12 protein-coding genes are annotated in these 19316 nt (G+C 36.0%); 6 read left to right on the forward strand and 6 right to left on the reverse strand.

Translation table 11 applies throughout. From position 1 onward, the window contains the following. Positions 1 to 7 precede the first annotated feature (7 nt). Both VB264_RS08580 and VB264_RS08585 read left to right on the forward strand, forming a co-directional pair. A complete protein-coding gene (locus VB264_RS08580; protein ID WP_323248493.1) occupies positions 8 to 667 on the forward strand; it encodes an aspartate/glutamate racemase family protein in 660 nt (219 codons plus the stop codon). Next, entirely contained in the window at positions 667 to 1953 is a 1287-nt protein-coding gene (locus tag VB264_RS08585) for a bile acid:sodium symporter family protein (protein ID WP_323248496.1), read from the forward strand. Before VB264_RS08580 ends, VB264_RS08585 begins: the two co-directional genes overlap by 1 nt. Before the next feature lie 335 nt (positions 1954 to 2288). Here the strand turns inward: VB264_RS08585 and VB264_RS08590 are convergent, their stop codons facing one another. Continuing rightward, positions 2289 to 3962 carry a L,D-transpeptidase family protein gene (locus VB264_RS08590; RefSeq protein ID WP_323248498.1) on the reverse strand — a complete coding sequence of 558 codons (1674 nt, stop codon included), beginning with the start codon at positions 3960 to 3962 and terminating at the stop codon, positions 2289 to 2291. Positions 3963 to 4045: 83 nt separating this feature from the next. After that, on the reverse strand, positions 4046 to 4675 hold the full coding sequence (locus tag VB264_RS08595) for a murein L,D-transpeptidase catalytic domain family protein (RefSeq protein WP_323248500.1): 630 nt from the start codon (positions 4673 to 4675) through the stop codon (positions 4046 to 4048). A 414-nt stretch (positions 4676 to 5089) separates the two neighbouring features. On the opposite strand from VB264_RS08595, the gene VB264_RS08600 reads away from it, so the two are divergent. The 4 genes from VB264_RS08600 (at position 5090) to VB264_RS08615 (ending at position 12331) form a co-directional block, all read left to right on the forward strand. After that, complete coding sequence (locus tag VB264_RS08600) at positions 5090 to 6352, forward strand: YdcF family protein (protein WP_323248502.1); 1263 nt, start codon at positions 5090 to 5092, stop codon at positions 6350 to 6352. 125 nt (positions 6353 to 6477) lie between these two features. Continuing rightward, positions 6478 to 7380 (forward strand): hypothetical protein, encoded by a 903-nt coding sequence (locus VB264_RS08605; protein WP_323248504.1) that lies wholly within the window; start codon positions 6478 to 6480, stop codon positions 7378 to 7380. Positions 7381 to 7418: 38 nt separating this feature from the next. Beyond that, a complete protein-coding gene (locus VB264_RS08610; RefSeq protein ID WP_323248506.1) occupies positions 7419 to 10739 on the forward strand; it encodes a SusC/RagA family TonB-linked outer membrane protein in 3321 nt (1106 codons plus the stop codon). A 68-nt stretch (positions 10740 to 10807) separates the two neighbouring features. Continuing rightward, positions 10808 to 12331 (forward strand): RagB/SusD family nutrient uptake outer membrane protein, encoded by a 1524-nt coding sequence (locus tag VB264_RS08615; protein ID WP_323248508.1) that lies wholly within the window; start codon positions 10808 to 10810, stop codon positions 12329 to 12331. 67 nt (positions 12332 to 12398) lie between these two features. Here VB264_RS08615 and VB264_RS08620 read toward each other — a convergent pair whose 3' ends face one another. From VB264_RS08620 to VB264_RS08635, 4 genes are all read right to left on the reverse strand, one after another. After that, positions 12399 to 13817: a TolC family protein gene (locus VB264_RS08620; protein ID WP_323248510.1), complete on the reverse strand. Its 1419-nt coding sequence runs from the start codon at positions 13815 to 13817 to the stop codon at positions 12399 to 12401. Positions 13818 to 13824: 7 nt separating this feature from the next. Beyond that, positions 13825 to 17004: an efflux RND transporter permease subunit gene (locus VB264_RS08625; protein ID WP_323248511.1), complete on the reverse strand. Its 3180-nt coding sequence runs from the start codon at positions 17002 to 17004 to the stop codon at positions 13825 to 13827. Positions 17005 to 17028: 24 nt separating this feature from the next. After that, the gene (locus VB264_RS08630) at positions 17029 to 18159 is read right to left on the reverse strand and encodes an efflux RND transporter periplasmic adaptor subunit (protein ID WP_323248513.1); all 1131 of its coding nucleotides are present in this window, start codon (positions 18157 to 18159) and stop codon (positions 17029 to 17031) included. Positions 18160 to 18594: 435 nt separating this feature from the next. Then, on the reverse strand, positions 18595 to 19188 hold the full coding sequence (locus VB264_RS08635; protein ID WP_323248515.1) for a TetR/AcrR family transcriptional regulator: 594 nt from the start codon (positions 19186 to 19188) through the stop codon (positions 18595 to 18597). Positions 19189 to 19316: the final 128 nt, after the last annotated feature.

Below are 19316 nucleotides of genomic sequence, written 5' to 3' on the forward strand. Positions count from 1 at the left end.
CATAAAAATGCAAACAAAAACATTAAGTCTTATCCATACTTCGGCAACATTGGTGCCTATTTTTCAACAGCTTTGTAATGAATACTTGCCAGGTATTCAGGTATTTAATATTGTAGATGATAGCTTAATTAAAAATGTGATTAAACATGGAGAACTCAGACCAGATGTGGCTAGAAGAGTGGTCGACTATGTAGGTTCGGCCGAAGCATCAGGGGCAGATTTTATCATGGTTACTTGTTCTTCCATTGGTTCTGCGGTTGAAGCTTCTGCTGCCTTGACGGGTATTCCAGTATTGAGAGTTGACCAACCAATGGCTGATTTGGCTGTTCAAACTGGAAAGAAAATAGGCGTAATAGCTACGTTACCAACTACATTAGGCCCAACTAGTGATTTAGTAGTCCGTCGTGCTCAAAAAGCAGGAAAGGAAATAGAATTAGTTTCAATATTATGTGAAGGAGCATTTGAAGCGTTAATGAGTGGAGATTCAGCCAAACACGATGAGATTGTAGCGAAAGCCTTAAAAGAATTAGTCAATCAAGTAGATGTTATTTTGCTAGCGCAGGCTTCTATGGCAAGAGTAGTAGATACGTTAGACGAAGCAGATAAAAAAGTGCCCATCTTGGCGAGTCCAATCATTGCTGTTCAACACCTTGCTACTATTCTTTGATGATGAAAAATATCCAGCAATTTCTTTTAGGAATCAGTGCCATTACTCTGTTGATTTTGGTATATACGTTTATACAAGAAAATTCAGCAATCAGCAAAGTAGCTCTTGTAGTGACTGTGCTAAGTTTTACCCTAGGAATGGGAAGCATTTCCGCTTTAAAAAGTTATCAGTATACGGCATGGATTATCGTCGCTGTAGTAGCAGGAATGGTTTATCCTGCTGCCTTCACACATTGGGGAACGATTGATTTAAGAAACAAATGGCTTATACTAATTATCATTCAGTTTGTAATGTTTGGCATGGGCATTCAGATGAGTATTCGTGATTTTTCTGGATTGGCTTCTACTGGCAAAGGTGTAGCGATTGGTTTACTTTGTCATTTTTCTATCATGCCCTTTATGGGTTGGTTACTTACTAAAGTCTTTGATTTTGAACCAGAAATTGCTGCTGGAATTATTTTAATTGGGTCATGTTCAAGTGGGTTAGCATCCAATGTGATGGTTTATTTAGCCAAGGCAAATTTGGTTTTATCGGTTGTAGTAACGGCAATGGCTACTTTAGCTGCTCCGTTTTTGACACCCTTAATCATGAAACTATTAGCAGGTACATTAATAGAAATTCATTTTATCAATATGATGATGGAAATCATCAAAATCGTTATTGTCCCTATCAGTGCGGCTTTATTACATGATTACTTAAAAACGGCTTCAGACGAAGGCAAAAAGAAAGTAAACATTATGGTAGTAATTTCCTCGCTTTGGTTAATTGCTTTACCCTTTGGTCTTTGGCATTTTTTAGTATCATCACTGCTTCCTCCTGAAATTCTTCAGTCTTTAGAAGTACTAAGTTTCTTGTTAGCAGCCATACTGGTTGGTGTTTTGTACCATCAAGCGGCTAATTATTTTCCAAAGCTTGATACCATCATGCCTTATATTTCAATGTTTGGTATTATTTATTTTACTACAGTAACCACGGCAGCAGGGCGAGATAACTTGATGAAAGTAGGAGTCCTCCTTTTTATCAGTTCCGTGATTCATAATGCTTCAGGGTATTTCTTTGGCTATTGGCTGAGTCGCTTGTTTGGCTTAGATAAAAACTCTTCTAGAACAATTGCTTTTGAAGTAGGCTTACAAAATGGTGGAATGGCCTCTGGCTTAGCTGGTGGTATGGGCAAACTTGGTACTGTTGGCTTGCCAGCAGCCGTTTTTAGTCCGTGGATGAATATCTCAGGCTCAATTTTAGCTAATTACTGGCGAAAGAAAAGTGTAGAGAATGAAGAGGTATAGAAACATGAGTCATCCCGAATTTCCCTTAAAATTGTGCGTTTTGGAGACAATTTGAGAAGTTTTCTACTTATTATTAAACCCAATTAGTTAAAATTTACTATCATGCATGTACGTATGTGCGCATGATATACAAAAAATCAACTAATTCCATTTATTGTCTAGTCCTTACTTTTCTTTCCTTGATGAAAGAAAAGTAACAAAAGAAAATCAAGAATTCCTAAACTCGCTAGCGCTCAAACAGTAGGAATTCGTTGTTCATCAATCATAAAAAAGCGGTCGAAATTAGTTTTTAGACTACTTTTTTATGATTTTAAAATTCGGGATGACTCATGTTTCTAACTATCTCCAAAAATTTCTTTTGAAAGCTTGGCATCCAAACCATACAAATCTTTTCTAAAATTGATTTGTCCAGTATTATCTACCCACGAAGTAAAATAAACAATATAAACAGGAACCGTTGGACTAACCTTAATGCCATACTCCTTATCGGTTTTCAGTATTTTATCAACTCGCTCTTTATTCCAAGCCTTGTCATTTCTTAATAAATAAAGGGCTAATTTATGCGGCTGTGATATACGGATACAACCATGACTAAATGCTCTTTTAGGTTCATTGAATAATCCTTTTGAAGGAGTGTCATGCAAATAAATATTAAAATTATTAGGGAATAAAAACTTTATTTTACCAAGGGCATTATCATCTCCAGGTAGTTGTCTGAAATTAAAAGGAACATTTCCTTCATATTTTCGCCAATTGATTGAATTGGGATTAACTACCTTATTGCCAGAAAGTACTTCTATGTGATTTCTGGACAAATAAGAGGTGTTTTGCTTTAACTTAGGCAAGATTTCATTACGAACGATGCTAGTCGGAACCCCCCAATAAGGATTTAATACAATTTGCGATAAATTACCTTTAAAAATACTGGTTTGACTAGCTGTTTTACCTACCACCACATTCATTTCCCAAACTTGCTTGCCTTTTTCAATGACATGGAGTTTAAATTCTGGGATATTAATCAACAAATTATCACTTTCAATTTCTACTGGAACCCATCTTAGACGTTCCATATTAATCATGATTTGTCTGATTCTAATATCGACACTTTGGTTGAGTTCTTTAATAGTAGCAAGATCAACTTTGGCTGTTAGTGGTAGTCCCATTCTTCGCTGAAATCTTTTTACAGCATAGGCTAATGAATCCGTATACAGCATAGTTTTATCATTTGCTCTGAGGTCGCCTGTCAGAAATAAATGCTCTTTGATATTTACTACACAAGAATCGCTATCACCTACTGCTATTTTCTTTTTGCTAGTAACGACGCTTTTCCAACCACCATTTTTTTGAATCACTCTATATTGTTTAAGCTTATCTTTCAACCGCAAATAATACTGATTCACAGGTTCTTGAATATTTTCGCCTTTAGCCAACGAAACCAATGAGTCAAGCAATACTTGATAGTTTTTCTTTTTTCTAGGGATAAACCATTCAAGGTCGTATGGACTTTTATTGATACCGCCATAAGCCTTTTCGGCAAACTTGAAAAAAGTTGTCGTCAGTAATAATTCTAATTGTTGGACTTGATTTTTTTGAGCAAGGAATCCTTTCTCATCAGCTTGAAAGGCTAATATAAGCGCTTCCATCTGTTTGTTATCAAGGCTATTATCCGCGAAATCTTTTTGGTAGTTCTGTAATTGATTATAAAAGGTAGAGACTGAATTCGACAAGCCGTTATTGTTAATCCAAGCTAATTGGTAATTACGTCGTATATAAAATTCATTAATCTCCTCTTTGATGGTATCTGACACAGAAAATGTTTTAAGGAAAGCCGTAATGGAGGAAGAATCTAGTAATAAATCATTATAATTCTGTGACTGATAAATGCTTGAATCTGGTAGAACGCCTCTATTTTTCTTTTTCTTTTTATTACATCCTTCCATTACAACAAGGAATAATAAAGTACCAAACAAGACTAAAAATAACTGATATGTGATTTTAGTTTTCTGCATAGGAGTATAAGATTACAGGTTGATGAATAGCAGATTGCTAACCACGGTTAAAAATCTACTATTTACAAATATGAACAACCTTGTTAACTATGAATATATAGTAAACTTCCATTTGCCAATACAGGCACCACTTTAGGGATTAAGTCGTTCGGCAATGCTGGACAGCCGAAGCTTCGACCCAGACGACCAAATTGGTGAACAAATGAAGGACTTACATACGATGCTCCGTGAATAATAATTTCTCTTCTACGAGCATTATCGTTAATTCCTTTTTGTAAACCATGTAATAATAATGCCATACCATGTTTTGGACTCGTAATTTTACTGCCAACCAAATAAAAGCCCAAGCTACTTTGATGTGAGTCTATTTTATTTGAAAATGAGCGAGCAAGATTATCACCTGATTTTTTTCCATGTGCTACTAAGGAAGAAAAAAGCAACTTCTTTTTTGCTAAGTCAATCACAAAAAAGCGTTCCACATTAGATGGTAGAGAAAAATCTACAATAGTAACGATGGGTTTTGAAGGGTGAAAAGTATGAACGCCTTCAACCGATTCTTTAAAAGCATCGTAGCTAACAACACCATTAAGTTGGCAATCAATATAGAGGGTTTGGATTTCATCTACTGCTGCGATTGTTTTCGCTTTGTGTGCTGAAGGTGTTGCTAAACAAAGGTTTAACAGAAGAGCAATTACTTGAAAAGTGAATGGCATATTGATAATTTCCTTGAGTTTTGTTTTTATACTAACAGCAAATACACTATTAACATTGCAAATTTTCTGAATATTTTGAAAAAAAGTAATTACTAATCACTTGAATACGAAGGATTTGCACCTATACACCAATTAGTGCAATTTAATCATAAAATGATTCAAAAATTATATTTTTATTAACAAACAGATATTATTGTAATTATTTTCAGGTTAAACAGCCAGTGTACTTTTGCAACATAAAAGTGCTCCAGAAAGATGACATTTTTCAATAACACCTTCCGACGTTAAGTGCGCAACGCTTTAAAACAGTATGCCTTACAGAAGACAACTTCATTAATAACACTATTATCCAAAAACATGAATAAGTGACCTCTTTTTCGGAAGAGATAACTTATTTATATAACTATCAAATTGATGAAAAAAATATACAGTTTAGTCTTTTGGGGACTATTATTTTGTAGCGTTCATGCATTAAAAGCCCAAAATGCGAAAGTAAATTATACATTGATACATGGGAAAAGCTTTGTTCAATCAAAAAATTATTACCTCTTAACACTTTTCCAAAATCTTCCTGAGGTAAAACAATTGCTTAGTAAAGATGTTACTTTACAGAAAATCACTCAGCAAAAGCTACATACTTTGAGTCAGGCTTCTAAGCAATGCCAAAATAAATTCCTTTGCTTAAGCGAAAGTATGAAATTAAGTGAAGCTGATATTCAGGAAGTTAGTCGTCGTTTAGGCGTATTGTATAATGATAATAATGCTTTGGGGAAACTTGTGGTGAATCATTTAATTCCTTCGGGTACTTATATTTTATCACAAAAGCTTTCAGCTAAAGAACAACTTATTAAGGCGTGGGAGCAAGATGCACATGGCATCAATTTTACGATTGGAGTTTATACAGAAGGACAAAAACCAAATTATCCAGCGATTGATTCTATCAGTTTTAAGGTTAGTAATAAAAACTATTCGCAATTAGTTGGTGATTTCCACACAACTGTTCAAGAAGAAAGTAAAAAAGCAACTTTGTTTTTCGAGCCTTCTCTAACGTCCGCTTTACTTTCCTTAGAAATTAACGAACGTGAACAAGTGGCGGATTATGAACCAATGGCTTCTACTGTAAACAAATTAGCATTCGAGCGTATCAAGACTATCAACTGGAAAGCCTACCAATATGCTTTAATTTTAGTGCCTGGTGCCGGTCCCGATGAGCCAAAGGTTGCCTTAAGTGCTGAAGGAATGTTGCGTTGTAGAGTAGCCGCTTTACGTTATTTTGAGGGATTAGCACCCTTAGTTGTCGTTTCGGGGGGGAATGTTCATCCTTATAAAACTCCTTATAATGAGGCCATAGAAATGAGAAAGTTTATGGTTGAGAAGCTTCATGTACCAGCCAATGCCGTGATTGTAGAACCCCATGCACGCCACACTACCACTAATATGCGTAATACAGCCCGTTTGATTTTCCGTTATGGTATCCCTTTCGATAAAGCTTGTATTACTTCTACTTCTAAATCACAAAGTATGTATATCCAAGAATTGAATTTGGATAAACGTTGCGAAAAAGAATTAAATCATGTGCCTTATCGTAAAGGCAAACGTCTGTCAGAAACTGAAGCCGAATTTTATCCACTTATTGAAGCCCTACAAATTAATCCATTAGAACCGCTTGACCCATAGAATAATGAGTGAATGAGTAATTTGTGATTGAGTGATTAAATAAAATAGTACTTTTTTAAATCACTCAATCACAAATTACTCATTCACTAACTTACAATTCACTAACTCACAACTATCATCCCATCATGAAAAGGAAAAGAACAATCATCGAAATGAGTGGACTCATCCTCTCAGGTATTTTGAGTTTTTGCTTTTTATCGCAAAAAACGTTGCCTAAAGATATTCAGCTAACACTTCGAAAAGAGTTTACTATAGATTCATTGGGTGCTGGACAAGGTATCAGCATACAAAATGAGAAAACATTTATTTATGGCGACCGTGAAGTAGGGATGATTCGTGAATATGTATTACACAATGATTCACTTGCTTACACGGGTAAAGAAATAAAATTAAGCTTAGAAGGGAAGGACGTCATCAATCATCCTACAGGCATTGCTTTTCATAAAGACCAACCCACTTTTATTGGTAATAGCATTCGACTGAACCCAGAAGGGACGCTCTGGAAGGCTGTCATTTATTTAGTGGATTGGGAAGGCTTGCAAAAAACAAAAACATTGGATGGTAATCTATTGAATACTATCGACGACGATGCTTGTATTCAAGGAACTCGACCAGAATATGTGCAATACAAAAACAAGTGGTTTGTGGCTACAGCCGATTATGGTAACAAAAAAAATGAAGTACGTTTATACAATCCGTTAGCGCTAAAATCTGCTAAAAAGACATCGGAAGAAGGTGTCCTTTATAAGAAATTTACTTGTAGCCCTTTTGTTCAAAACTTACTGTGGGTACCCGAAAAAAAGGTGTTGGTATTAATTCAAAATCAAATAGAAGGTCGTCGTTGGCGATTTACTTTCTTGGATTTTGAAAAATCTTTAGAAAGTGGTCATGAAGTAGTATTAAAAGTAATAGATGTAGATAAAGCTGATGAGCTAGAAGGCTTCTCGTTGACTAAAAATCTCCAAAAAGGCATAGCTGTTACTTCTTCTCGTAAAGCAAATGTGCATCTGACAAGTTTAAAATGGTAAGAATATAATCCTAGTTTCCAATTAATAATCAATTTAAAATGCAAAAACAACTACAAAAGCAGATATGGCTAAGAGTCCTGCTGTTAATTGTAATGGCTGGTTCTCAAGTAATTGGGTCGGTAAAAGCAAACGCTTTTACACAGCAGAGACAAATGGCGGTGCCTGTAACAGGAACCGTGACGAATGAAATAGGGCAAGCGATGCCAGGCGTAAACGTTTTTGATAAAACGGCAAAAAAAGGAACAGTTACAAATGCTAATGGTAAATATTCAATTACAGCGAACGAAGGAACAACGTTGGTATTCTCTTTTGTAGGCTACGAATCCAAAGAAATACTTGTTGGAAAATCAGCGGTAATCAATGTTAAGTTGACCGAGAATTCACAAGAGTTACAAGAAGTGGTAGCTATTGGTTATTCAACCGTGCGTAAAGGTGATGTAACAGGAGCGATTTCAAGTGTAAAAGCTAAAGAATTAAACCTTAGTACGCCAACAGTAGGTCAGGCTTTAGTAGGGAAAGTAGCGGGGGTGCAGGTTTCACAGGTAAGTGGTGCACCGTATGTAAGTACTAAAATTCGTGTTCGTGGGGTAGGGTCAATCAATGCGAGTTCAGACCCACTTTATGTGGTAGATGGCTATCCTGTAGGAAATGATTTATTCATCAATCCAAACGATATCGAATCAATCGACATTTTAAAAGATGCTGCCTCGGCTGCGATTTATGGTTCAAGAGCCTCAGGCGGTGTAGTGTTGATTACTACCAAAAGAGGAAAAGAAGGTACAGGTCAGTTTCAGTATGATGTACAATATGGTCTGAATCAGTTAAGTAAAAAAGTAGATTTGTTGAACTCAGAACAATTTGCGCAATTATTGATTGATGGTCATAACAATACTTATCGTGATTTAATCGTGAATTCTGGTAGAGCATGGTCAGATGCGATGTTCTCTGATGATAACGCTACCAGAGTTGCTAAAGTAGGAAATGCTTCTTCTGTTAGTATTCCTGAAGAATTCTATAATTTTGGTACACAAACATTGATTAAACCAAAGATTGATACTGACTGGCAGAATGAACTTTATCAGACATCGCTAGCACAACGTCATAATTTATCATTTTCAGGCGGAAATAGCTCAACACGTTATGCTATCAGTGGTGGTTATCTAAACCAGCCTGGTATTATTAAAAGTACCAAGCAGGAACGTATTAATTTCCGTGCAAATATTGACGGACAGGTAAGCAAAAAACTAAGAGTAGCAGGGAATTTAGCGGTTACTACCAATGAAAACCGTGAAGTACAAGAAGGACGTTTCAATCAAGGACCAATTCTTGGAGCTTTAATTTATATGCCATTTTTTGCTGCTTATAATGAAGACGGAAGCTTAAAGAAAAATGAAGCGGCTGCTAAATCTGCATTGTATGCTTACCAATCGGTAGAAAACCCTGTAGCATTGGCTACTGAAACACATATTTCTCGTAAAGGTGTTCGTGGTACTTTTAGTGGAAATGCTACGTATGAAATTGTACCAAGCTTATTTGCTAAAGTAAATGTAGGCTTACAGACTTACAATGAAAAATATGAATTCTATTTACCGACCTCTTTGAGTAACGGTGCTAATGCGCCAGGTTCTGCGCAATCTATTGCTGCTGCTAACGCTGTTGCTCAGACTAGATCTGAAATGGATAAATTGGCAGAGTTTACCTTGAATTATAATGGTAAATTCGGAAATCACAATATTAATGCTTTGGCAGGTTATACTGCCCAAGAGCTTGATATTGATGTGATTAGTGTAACAGCTAAGGGTTTCCAGAATGATAGAATTGAGGAAATTACTGGAAAAGGAGCAGATGCTACCTTGTTTACCTTGAATAGTAACACAGGTAAATCAACAGCTACTTTACTTTCATATTTAGCTCGTGTGGCTTATAATTACAAAGATAGATATTTCTTAACGGCTTCTTTTAGACGTGACGCTTCTTCTCGTTTTGGTCCTTTGAATCGTTGGGGTAATTTCCCTTCTGTTTCTGCTAGCTGGAATCTTTCTCAAGAACCTTTCTATGCAGATAGATTCGGAGAGCAAACTTCTGTGAAAGTACGTGCAAGCTGGGGATTAAGTGGTAACAATAATATTGGTAACTATAATTATTTACAAACGATGTCTAGTCCCACAGGAGTTGTTTTTGGCAATGGAACCATTCAGTCTGCTGTTTATGCAAATACCATTCGTGACCAACGCTTAGGATGGGAATCTACTTCTCAGTTCAACTTTGGTACAGACATCGGTTTATTCAACAATCGTATTTTTGTAATGGCTAACTATTATATCAGTCAGTCATCAGATTTATTGTTTAATCAACCCGTTTCTGCGATTTCTGGTGCTGCAACGATGTTAACAAACCTAAGAAACTCTAAAGTACAGAATAAAGGGTTAGACTTGCAGATTGATACACGTATCATTCAGAACAGCGATTTAAGAGTTAATTTAAGCGGTAATATCTCAATCAACCGTAATGAAGTATTAGACCTTGGTGGTGCTAACACGATTATTACTAACGGTGCTGAGCGTTCGTATTTAACACATATTACACAGCAAGGTCAGCCAATAGGTATGTTCTATGGTTTTAAGGTAAAAGGAATGGTTCGCCAGTCGGACATGGATAATTTAGCGGCTGATAACTTAGTGTATAATACGGCTACACAGTCTTTCCCAGCAGGGTATAAAATCAAAGGTCCTGCTCGCTCAACTGCATCCAGCAATACTTTAAAGCCAGGGGATATTTATTTTGAAGATGTTAATGGTGACGGAGTAGTAAACGATTTAGATAAAACGGTGATTGGTACGCCTTATGCCAAATTTACTTATGGCTTTGCGTTATCAGCAACCTATAAAAACTTTGATTTAAGTTCATCTTTCAATGGGTCTTATGGTAACCAAGTATTAGACGGTCAAGATTATTATGTTTATAACATGGAAGGTTCTGGTAATCAATATGCTTCGGTAGCAAATCGTTATCGTTCAGAAACAGAACCTGGAGATGGTTCGGTATATCGTGCTTCTCGTGGTGGTACACAAAGTAATAGTACACGTCTTTCAAGTTTCTATTTACAAGATGGCTCTTTCTTGCGTTGTACTAACCTTACCTTAGGATTTACTTTGCCAACCCAATGGTTAGGAAAACAAAAATCAGTATCAAATGCTAGAATTTATGTAGGAGTGGATAATGCATTTACCATTACTAAATACAAAGGCTATAACCCAGAAGTTGATTATAACGACGGAGCGAACCTTACACCAGGTGTTGATTACGGAAAATATCCTTTGATGAGAGCTTATAATATTGGTGCAAAATTGACATTCTAAATTGATTTTCAAGGAAAGTAATCTCTTGTGATGCTTTCTCGAAAATCACCTTAACGATATTCATAACAATGATAAAGAAACTAATAGTATTACTTGTAATGGCAACAGCCCTTACAAGTTGTAGTGATGATTTTGTCCTACAAACAGACCCTAACTCAGTAGCTGCTTCTGATTATTTTCGTACAGAAAATGATGTGCTTCTAGCAGTCAATGGTGTGTACCAATCGCTTCGTAGCTCAAATAATATTGGTGAAAACAGCGGACTTTATACCGACGAACGTTCGGATGATGCTGGTAGAAATGATAACCAGTCGAACGCAGGGGAGCCTTTTCAGTTCAATGATTTTTCTATTTTGCCAAGTAACACGTATTTAAAAAGCCACTGGCTGTCGTTATATCAAACAATTGCCCGTTGTAATCAGGTTACTTCAAATATTGATAACGTAACCTTTACCACTGTTGCCAATAAAGATATTTACAATGCAGAAGTAAAGTTTGTTCGTGCGATGATTTACTTTCATTTAGTAAGAAAATGGGGTGATGTACCTTTGGTTACTAAACAACTAAATTCTGATGAGATTGTTGCTAATACTTTCCGTGAGAAAAAAGAAAAAGTATATGAACAAATTGTTGCAGATTTGAAAGAGGCTGTAGCAAGTGGATTGCCTAATCAACAGCCACTTACGGGTAAAGGAAGAGTGTCAAAAGCAGCAGCGAACGCTTTATTGGGACAGGTGTACTTAACAATGGCTACTACTTTAGACCAAGCTAACCGAGCTAGTAATTTAGCCAATGCAAAAACGTATTTAACGGCAGCTTATAATATGAAAACATTTACGACTTTGAAAGATATTCCTTATGTAGATGTGTTTGATATAAATAAAAAGTCAACGAATCCAGAAATTATTTTCCAGATTGTTAACAAACAAGGCGACATAACGTATTCGTCATCTATTGCGGCAAATAATCAAGCAAAAGGGGAAACAATTAATTCATTAAAACCAAGTAGCGGTGTAGGTGGAAATGTAAAACTTGATTTAGTAAAAGAATACGAAACCAATGATTTACGTAAAGATTTCTCAATAAAATATGCCAACGATGCTTCTGTAAAAGATTGGTACATTACTAAATTCAGAGATGCTAGTGCTTTGGCAGGAGCTACAGGTTTAGGTGGAAACGACTGGCCGATTATCAGGTATGCAGATGTAATTTTGATGTTAGCAGAAGTAAGTATGTATTTAGGAGAAGAAGCTAATGCTATTCAATACTTAAACCAAGTACGTGAAAGAGCCAAAATGCCAACGTATGAAGTAATGAAAAACGATGCTGATTACGCTAAAAGATACCCAACGTTAAAATTGGCAATTCTTCATGAACGTAGAGTTGAATTAGCATTTGAACATCACCGTTGGTTTGATTTACTTCGTTTCTTTACAGCGACTGAGTTGGTTTCATATATCCAAAGCAAAGCACAGGCAGATTATGGAACGGCTAAAGTGTCTAACTTTGGTTTGAAGGATTATTTATTCCCAATTCCTGCAGACGAATACAAATTAAATCCAGTGAAAATGTATCAAAATACTGGTTATTAATTAATAACAAAACAGCTCAGCCACACGGCTGAGCTGTTTTGTTTAAATACAAATCCTGCGATACTACTTATTTCCAGCCACCACCTAACGAACGATATAAATCTACATCTGCTTCTAGTCTGGCTTTTTTCAAGGAAACCAATTCTAATTCACTTTGTAGTAAATTACTTTGAGCAGTAATTACCTCTAAATAATTAGCCATGCCACTTTTAAACAGCATATCTGCATTGCTGATAGCTTGTTGTAATGTTGCTACTCTTAATGAGAGCTTCGTATTTTGCTCTTCTATTTTTTGAATTTTAATCAAAGCATCAGAAACCTCTCCTGTAGCAATTAAAACAGATTGACGAAAACCAATAACGGCTTTCTCTCTTTGTACTTTTGCTATTTCATACTGAGTACTCAATTTTTTGCCATTTAACAAAGGTTGGGTAAGCCCACCAGCAACTACTCCGAACAGTGAAGTAGGAAGCGAAAACCAATTACTTGCTTCAAAGGCATTTAAGCCACCAGTTGCGGTAATCGTCAATGACGGATATAAGCTTGCTTTTGTTATACCTACTTTTGCATTGGCTTCTTGCAATAGCAATTCCGCATTTTTTACATCGGGTCTTCTTCCAACTAAAGCAGACGGCACGCCTACTGAAAGTTGATTTTGGGAAGCAATAGCACTCAACATCACTTTGCGTTCAACTGCTTTTGGAAAACCTCCCGTTAATACACTCAACGCATTTTCTTGAATAACGATATTTTGTTCCAACAAAGGAATCAATTGTGCAGCCACTAGTCTTTGTGCTTCTGCTTGTTGTTTGGCCAATAGTGAAACGTGACCCGATTCAAACTGAAGATTAATCATAAAAAGAGTTTTATCATTTAATTCCAGATTTTTTCTAGCGATTTCCACTTGTGCATCCAACATCAATAAAGTATAAAATCCTTTTGAAACAGCCGCTACAATGGTTGTTTGCAAGGCCTTTTTAGCTTCCTCCGACTGAGCATATTGTGAGAGGGTGGTTTTCGTTTGATTACCAATTTTGCCCCAGATGTCTGCTTCCCAAGATAAACTTGCTGCCGCAGTAAAGTCTTCGATATGTTCCTTTTTCAAAAACTGATTCAAACTAATGCCATTCAAACTATTGTTGGAAGGGTTCGTAGAGTTTGAGGTAATCTGAAGATTCAAATTAGGAATATTATTAAACTTAGCTTGCTTTAGTTGTAACTGTGCAATGTCAATATTTTTCTGAGCAACCAACAAATCATTATTACGATGAATAGCGCTATCGATTAGTTTTTGTAAGGTAGTTTCTGTAAAAAACGTTTTCCAGTTTAAATCTGCCACGCTAGTAGTACTATCTTGAATATTTACATCTCTGAAAGTAACAGGAATAGCATCTTCGGGAATTTTAACTTCTTTTGAAACTTTACAAGAAATAATGCTTGTCGATAATAATAACATTATCGACAAGGTTTTAATATGATTTTTCATTGTATGCTTAATTATAAGTAGCGACCAAATCTTCATGAATGATAGAGTTAATCTCTGGTTTTTTTCTAGAAATTTTTTCGTGTAAGTATTGAAAAATTACAAATAACACTGGAATAATAAACAAGCCTAAGACTACGCCAGAGACCATTCCGCCTGCTGCTCCAATACTGATAGAGTGGTTACCTTGAGCCGAAGGCCCTTTGGCATCCATCATCGGAATTAAACCCACCACAAAAGCGAGGGAGGTCATGATAATAGGTCTTAAACGGAGTTTCGCAGCTTCTATTGATGCAGAAACTAACGTCTTCCCTGCTTTTCTGCGTTGTAAGGCGAACTCTATAATCAGAATCGCATTTTTAGCCAACAGACCAATCAACATAACCAAGGCTACTTGTACATAAATATTATTTTCTATTCCTTTTAACCCTATTGCCACAAATACGCCAAATATTCCTGTGGGAATGGATAGAATAACGGCAAACGGTAAGATGTAGCTTTCGTATTGAGCAGCCAATAAGAAATAGATAAATAATAACGAAAGCATAAAGATGACTGTAGATTGTCCACCTGAAGAAAGTTCTTCTTTGGTCATCCCTGAAAATTCAAAAGAATAGCCTGTTGGTAGGTGTTGTTTCGCAACTTCTTCTACCGCAAGAATCGCATCTCCAGAACTATACCCTGGTTTGGCAATGGCATTTACACCAATTGAATTGAAGAGATTATAACGAGAAGCCGTTTCTGGACCGTAAACCCGTTTTAATTTTACCAACGTATTGATAGGAACCATGTTACCTAATCTGTTCTTTACAAAAATGCCGTCCATTGATGATATTTCTGTACGAGCAGATTTTTCTGCCTGAACCATTACTCGGTAGTATTTCCCAAATCTGTTAAAGTCGGATGCCTGAGCACTACCAAAATAGGCTTGCATTGTTTGAAGAATATCTTTTACGTTTACGCCCAGTTGCTCGGCTTTTACATCATCCACTTCCATATCGTATTGTGGATAGTCTGCTTTAAAGGCAGTAAACGCAAATGCGATTTCTGGTCGTTTCATCAATTCACCAAGGAATTTATTGCCGACCTCACTAAATTTAACTAGACTACCACCAGTTTTATCTTGTAGGACTAAGTCTAGTCCATCGACATTACTAAAACCTGGAACAGTTGGGAAAGTAAAGACAAAGAAATTAGCTCCTTTGATACCGCCAAGCTTTTGTCTTACTTCATTCATAATTGCATTAATGTCTGTTACTGCTCCTCTTTCTTTAGCGGGTTTCAACAACACGAAAGCAACACCCGACGAAGGACTTGAAGATTGAGTGAGGATATTAAAGCCCGATAGACCCATCAAAGTTTTTTTAGACTCCATACTGCCTAATACTGTTTCTGCTTGATGAATTACATTGGTAGTTCTTTCTAACGATGCACCAGCAGGCATTGAAAGCGATATGGCAATAAAACCTTGGTCTTCAGAAGGAATAAAGCCTGTTGGAGTTCTTTTTACCATAACGATGGTCGCTGCGATAATCACTACCAGTCCACCAATACTTAGCCATTTATTTCTTACCAAAAAATATAGGCTTCTTACATAATTATTAGTAAGCTTATCGAACCCTTTGTTGAAGCCAATAAAAAACTTCTCTTTAAAACTAGGTTTTTGTTGACTGTCCGTATGGTGTGAATGATTCGCTTTTAAGAACAAAGCTGCTAACGCTGGACTCAACGTTAAGGCATTGATAGCTGAAATAACAATGGCAATAGCCAAGGTAAAAGCGAACTGACGATAGAAAACGCCTGTTGAGCCACTCATAAAACCAACAGGTAAAAATACGGCCGACATTACTAAAGTAATTGAAATAATTGCTCCCGTAATTTCACTCATCGCCGACGTTGTAGCTGCTTTCGGAGGAAGTAGTCGATGTTCCATTTTAGCATGAACAGCTTCTACTACTACAATGGCGTCATCTACCACAATACCAATGGCTAATACCAAAGCAAATAGAGTAAGTAGATTAATCGAGAATCCAAAAAGCGACATAAAGAAGAATGTCCCTAAAATAGCCACTGGCACTGCGATAGCAGGAATAAGTGTTGAACGGAAATCTTGTAAGAAAATAAATACAACCAAGAAAACCAAAAGAAATGCTTCAATCAATGTAGAGATTACCTGATTAATAGATTGGTCAAGCGAATCCTTGGTATTATATAAAATAAGGTACTTTACACCTTTTGGGAAATCTTTAGAAGCCTTTTCCATTAGTTTAGCAATGGCTATCTGGATTTCGTTGGCATTAGAACCCGCCAATTGCATCGATGCAATGTTGATACCCTGTTTGCCATTTACTCTTGTAAAGTTTCCATACGTATAGGCTCCAAATTCAATCTTCGCAACATCTTTTAAGCGTAATACCGAACCATCTGCATTAGAGCGAATTACGATGTTTTCATATTCAGCAGGTTTATTGAGTTTACCCTTGTATTTGATTACGTATTCAAAAGACTCCTTGCTACTTTCTCCAAATTTTCCTGGAGCAGCCTCTAGGTTTTTGTCTTGAATAGCTGCCATTACTTCTTTTGGTGTAAGGTTATAGCTAGTCATTTGAGCAGGATTGAGCCACACACGCATTGAATAGTCTTTATTCCCTCCAAATATCATGGATTGCCCTACCCCAGGAATCCTTTTGATTTCTGGAATGATGTTAATCTGAGCATAGTTGGCTAGAAAAGTCTGGTCATACGTTTTTTCATCTTCAGAATACATATCAACTACCATCATCAAACTATTTTGTTGCTTGGCAGTAGTAATACCCGCTTGCACAACTTCAGCAGGTAACTGACTAGTAGCTTGTGCTACGCGGTTTTGTACGTTTACGGCTGCTTGGTCAGGATTGGTGCCTAATTTAAAGAATACTGTGATGACTAATGAACCATCATTACTGGCGGTCGAACTCATGTAACTCATGTTTTCTACCCCATTGATTGATTCTTCAAGGGAAGGAGCTACCGAACGCAATACTGTTTCGGCATTTGCACCCGGATACATTGCCATTACCTGTACCGCGGGTGGAGCAATATCAGGGAATTGTTTTAATGGTAATTTGGCAAGGCCTAAAACACCTAGGATTACCAATAGGATGGATATGACAGTAGCCAACACAGGCCTGTCTATAAATTTCTTAAACATAATGGATATTGAATAACTTGTGAATTAGTTTTTTGCAACTTCTTTATCAGTATTTTCAGGCGCGATTATGGTACCTTCTTGCAAATTTTCGAAACCTTTGAATACGATTCTATTCCCATCTTTTATACCATCTTTCACCAAATAATTGGTGCCACTTTTTCCAGCAATAGTGATGGGCTGTTTGGTTACTTTATTGCTTTTATCAACCGTAAAAACAAATATTTTATCCTGAATTTCGATGGTAGCCTCTTGTGGAATCAACAAGGCATTTTCATGCTGAACACTTAAATTTACTTTGCCTGTATTACCCGAACGAAGTAATCCTTTAGCATTTGGGAAGGTAGCACGCAAGGTAATAGCTCCAGTGTTTTTATCAAATTGTCCGTCTACCATATCGATTTTTCCTTTTTCTGAATACAGGGAATTGTCTGGCAATATCAACGAAACTGGTGGGAGGTTTTTGATTTTATCACTGATTGAAAAACCCTCATATTGTGATTTAAAGGCAATAAAATCACTTTCACCCAATGAGAAATACACGTGAACTTCATGAACATCAGAAAGTTGGGTCAGGGCTTCAATATCAGCAGATGATACTAAACTACCTTGTTTTTTAGGAAGCCTTCCGATAAAACCACTTACTGGAGCTTTAATCAATGTATAACCTAAATTGATTTCAGCAGTATTAACCATTGCTTTGGCTTGAGCAATATTCGCTAAGGCTGTTTTATAATTAGCCTGTGCCGTTTTTAATTGATATTCAGAAACAACTTTGTTTTGTACCAATGGAGTTAATTTATCTACTTCCAGTTGAGCATTGTTTGCGGCCGACTCGGCGGCATGAAGACTAGCAATTGCACTATTTAGTTGGGCACGGAAAGGTAAATCATTGATTTTGAAAAGTGATTGACCTTTGCTTACGTATACGCCTTCATCGACAAATACTTTTTCTAAATTTCCACTTATTTGTGGACGAATCTCAACATTTACTGCTCCTTGAATGGAAGCTGGATATTCAGAACTGGTTAGTGCTGAGGTACTGTTAATGTTGATAACAGGTAATGAAGGAGCGGTAACGGTCTGGGCTATAGGTTTCTTTTCTGAACAAGCAGATAATGTATAAAGGATTAATACACTTAAGAATATATTCTTCATGACTAATTTGATTTGTTAAAACTTGATTGACTTAATGGAATGTTTAAAACTATGTTATAATTGATTGTTTGCAGTGCATTTGCCTTGAAATACATTACTGCTGTGTTTAGGGAGTTTATTCATAAGGATTATTTAGTTTAAAATTTGTGGGTATTTAATATTGATTAACTATTTAACACTGTTAAGTAATTATTCAAAAAACTTTAGTAGTTAAAAGAACTACAAATAGTGTTTACTTGATACTTAATTATAGTGAGTAAATTGTTTAACAGCGTTAGATTATAATGCAAAAAAATATTGCTCCTTATTATGTAAAATCAATATTGAATATTTTTAGTTCATTAATGAAGATAAATTATTTAACGGCGTTAAATAAAAATACTCTTTTATTGAGATCTTTTATGCTATATTCTTTCCTAAAATTTCTATAAGAAATTAATTTAAAGATCTTGTGATACCCGTAATTGCGTCTTTCAATATCTGAAGATTAATGTCATTTGGCAAACCATTACCTACTAGATTAATTGAAATTAATCCATGAACTACTGAGTAATAAGTATAATATTTCTGACAAATAATATCCTCACTTGGATTTTTATCGCCCATCACTTCAATAATTGTTTCGGTAAATAGGTCATAAGGAGTTTGTACTTCTGGAAAAGCTACCATGTGGCAAGTTGTCATTTCAACGCCAAACATTAGCTGATACATTTCTTTATTTTCAAAAGCAAACTTCCAGTAAGCCAACCACATAGCCTCTAATTGTTCAGCTGGATTACCTTTACTTTTCTTTGCTTGAATCAAATCTTTATTCAATACTAAGTAACCTTTCTTTGTTAATTCTTGAAGTATTGCTTCTTTATTAGCAAAGTATTCATAAATAATGGGTGCGGTATATTCAATAGCATCGGCAATTTTTCGTAAACTTAGCCCCTGCCATCCTTCTTCCTTCACTATCTTGCATGCTGCTTCTAATATATTATTTCGGGTCTCTTCCTTCAACCTTAATATTCTGTCCTTACTTGCCATTTTAATTAAAATAAACTATTTAACACTGTTAGATAATATTAAACTACAATATGTTTAGAGCAATAAATAAAATCAGATTTTATACAGTATGATTTATAAACTAACAAAATCTGGAAAAAGTTTATAAA

Origin of the sequence: Arcicella aquatica (genome assembly GCF_034928825.1) — a bacterium.
Taxonomy (GTDB): Bacteria; Bacteroidota; Bacteroidia; order Cytophagales; family Spirosomataceae; genus Arcicella; species Arcicella aquatica.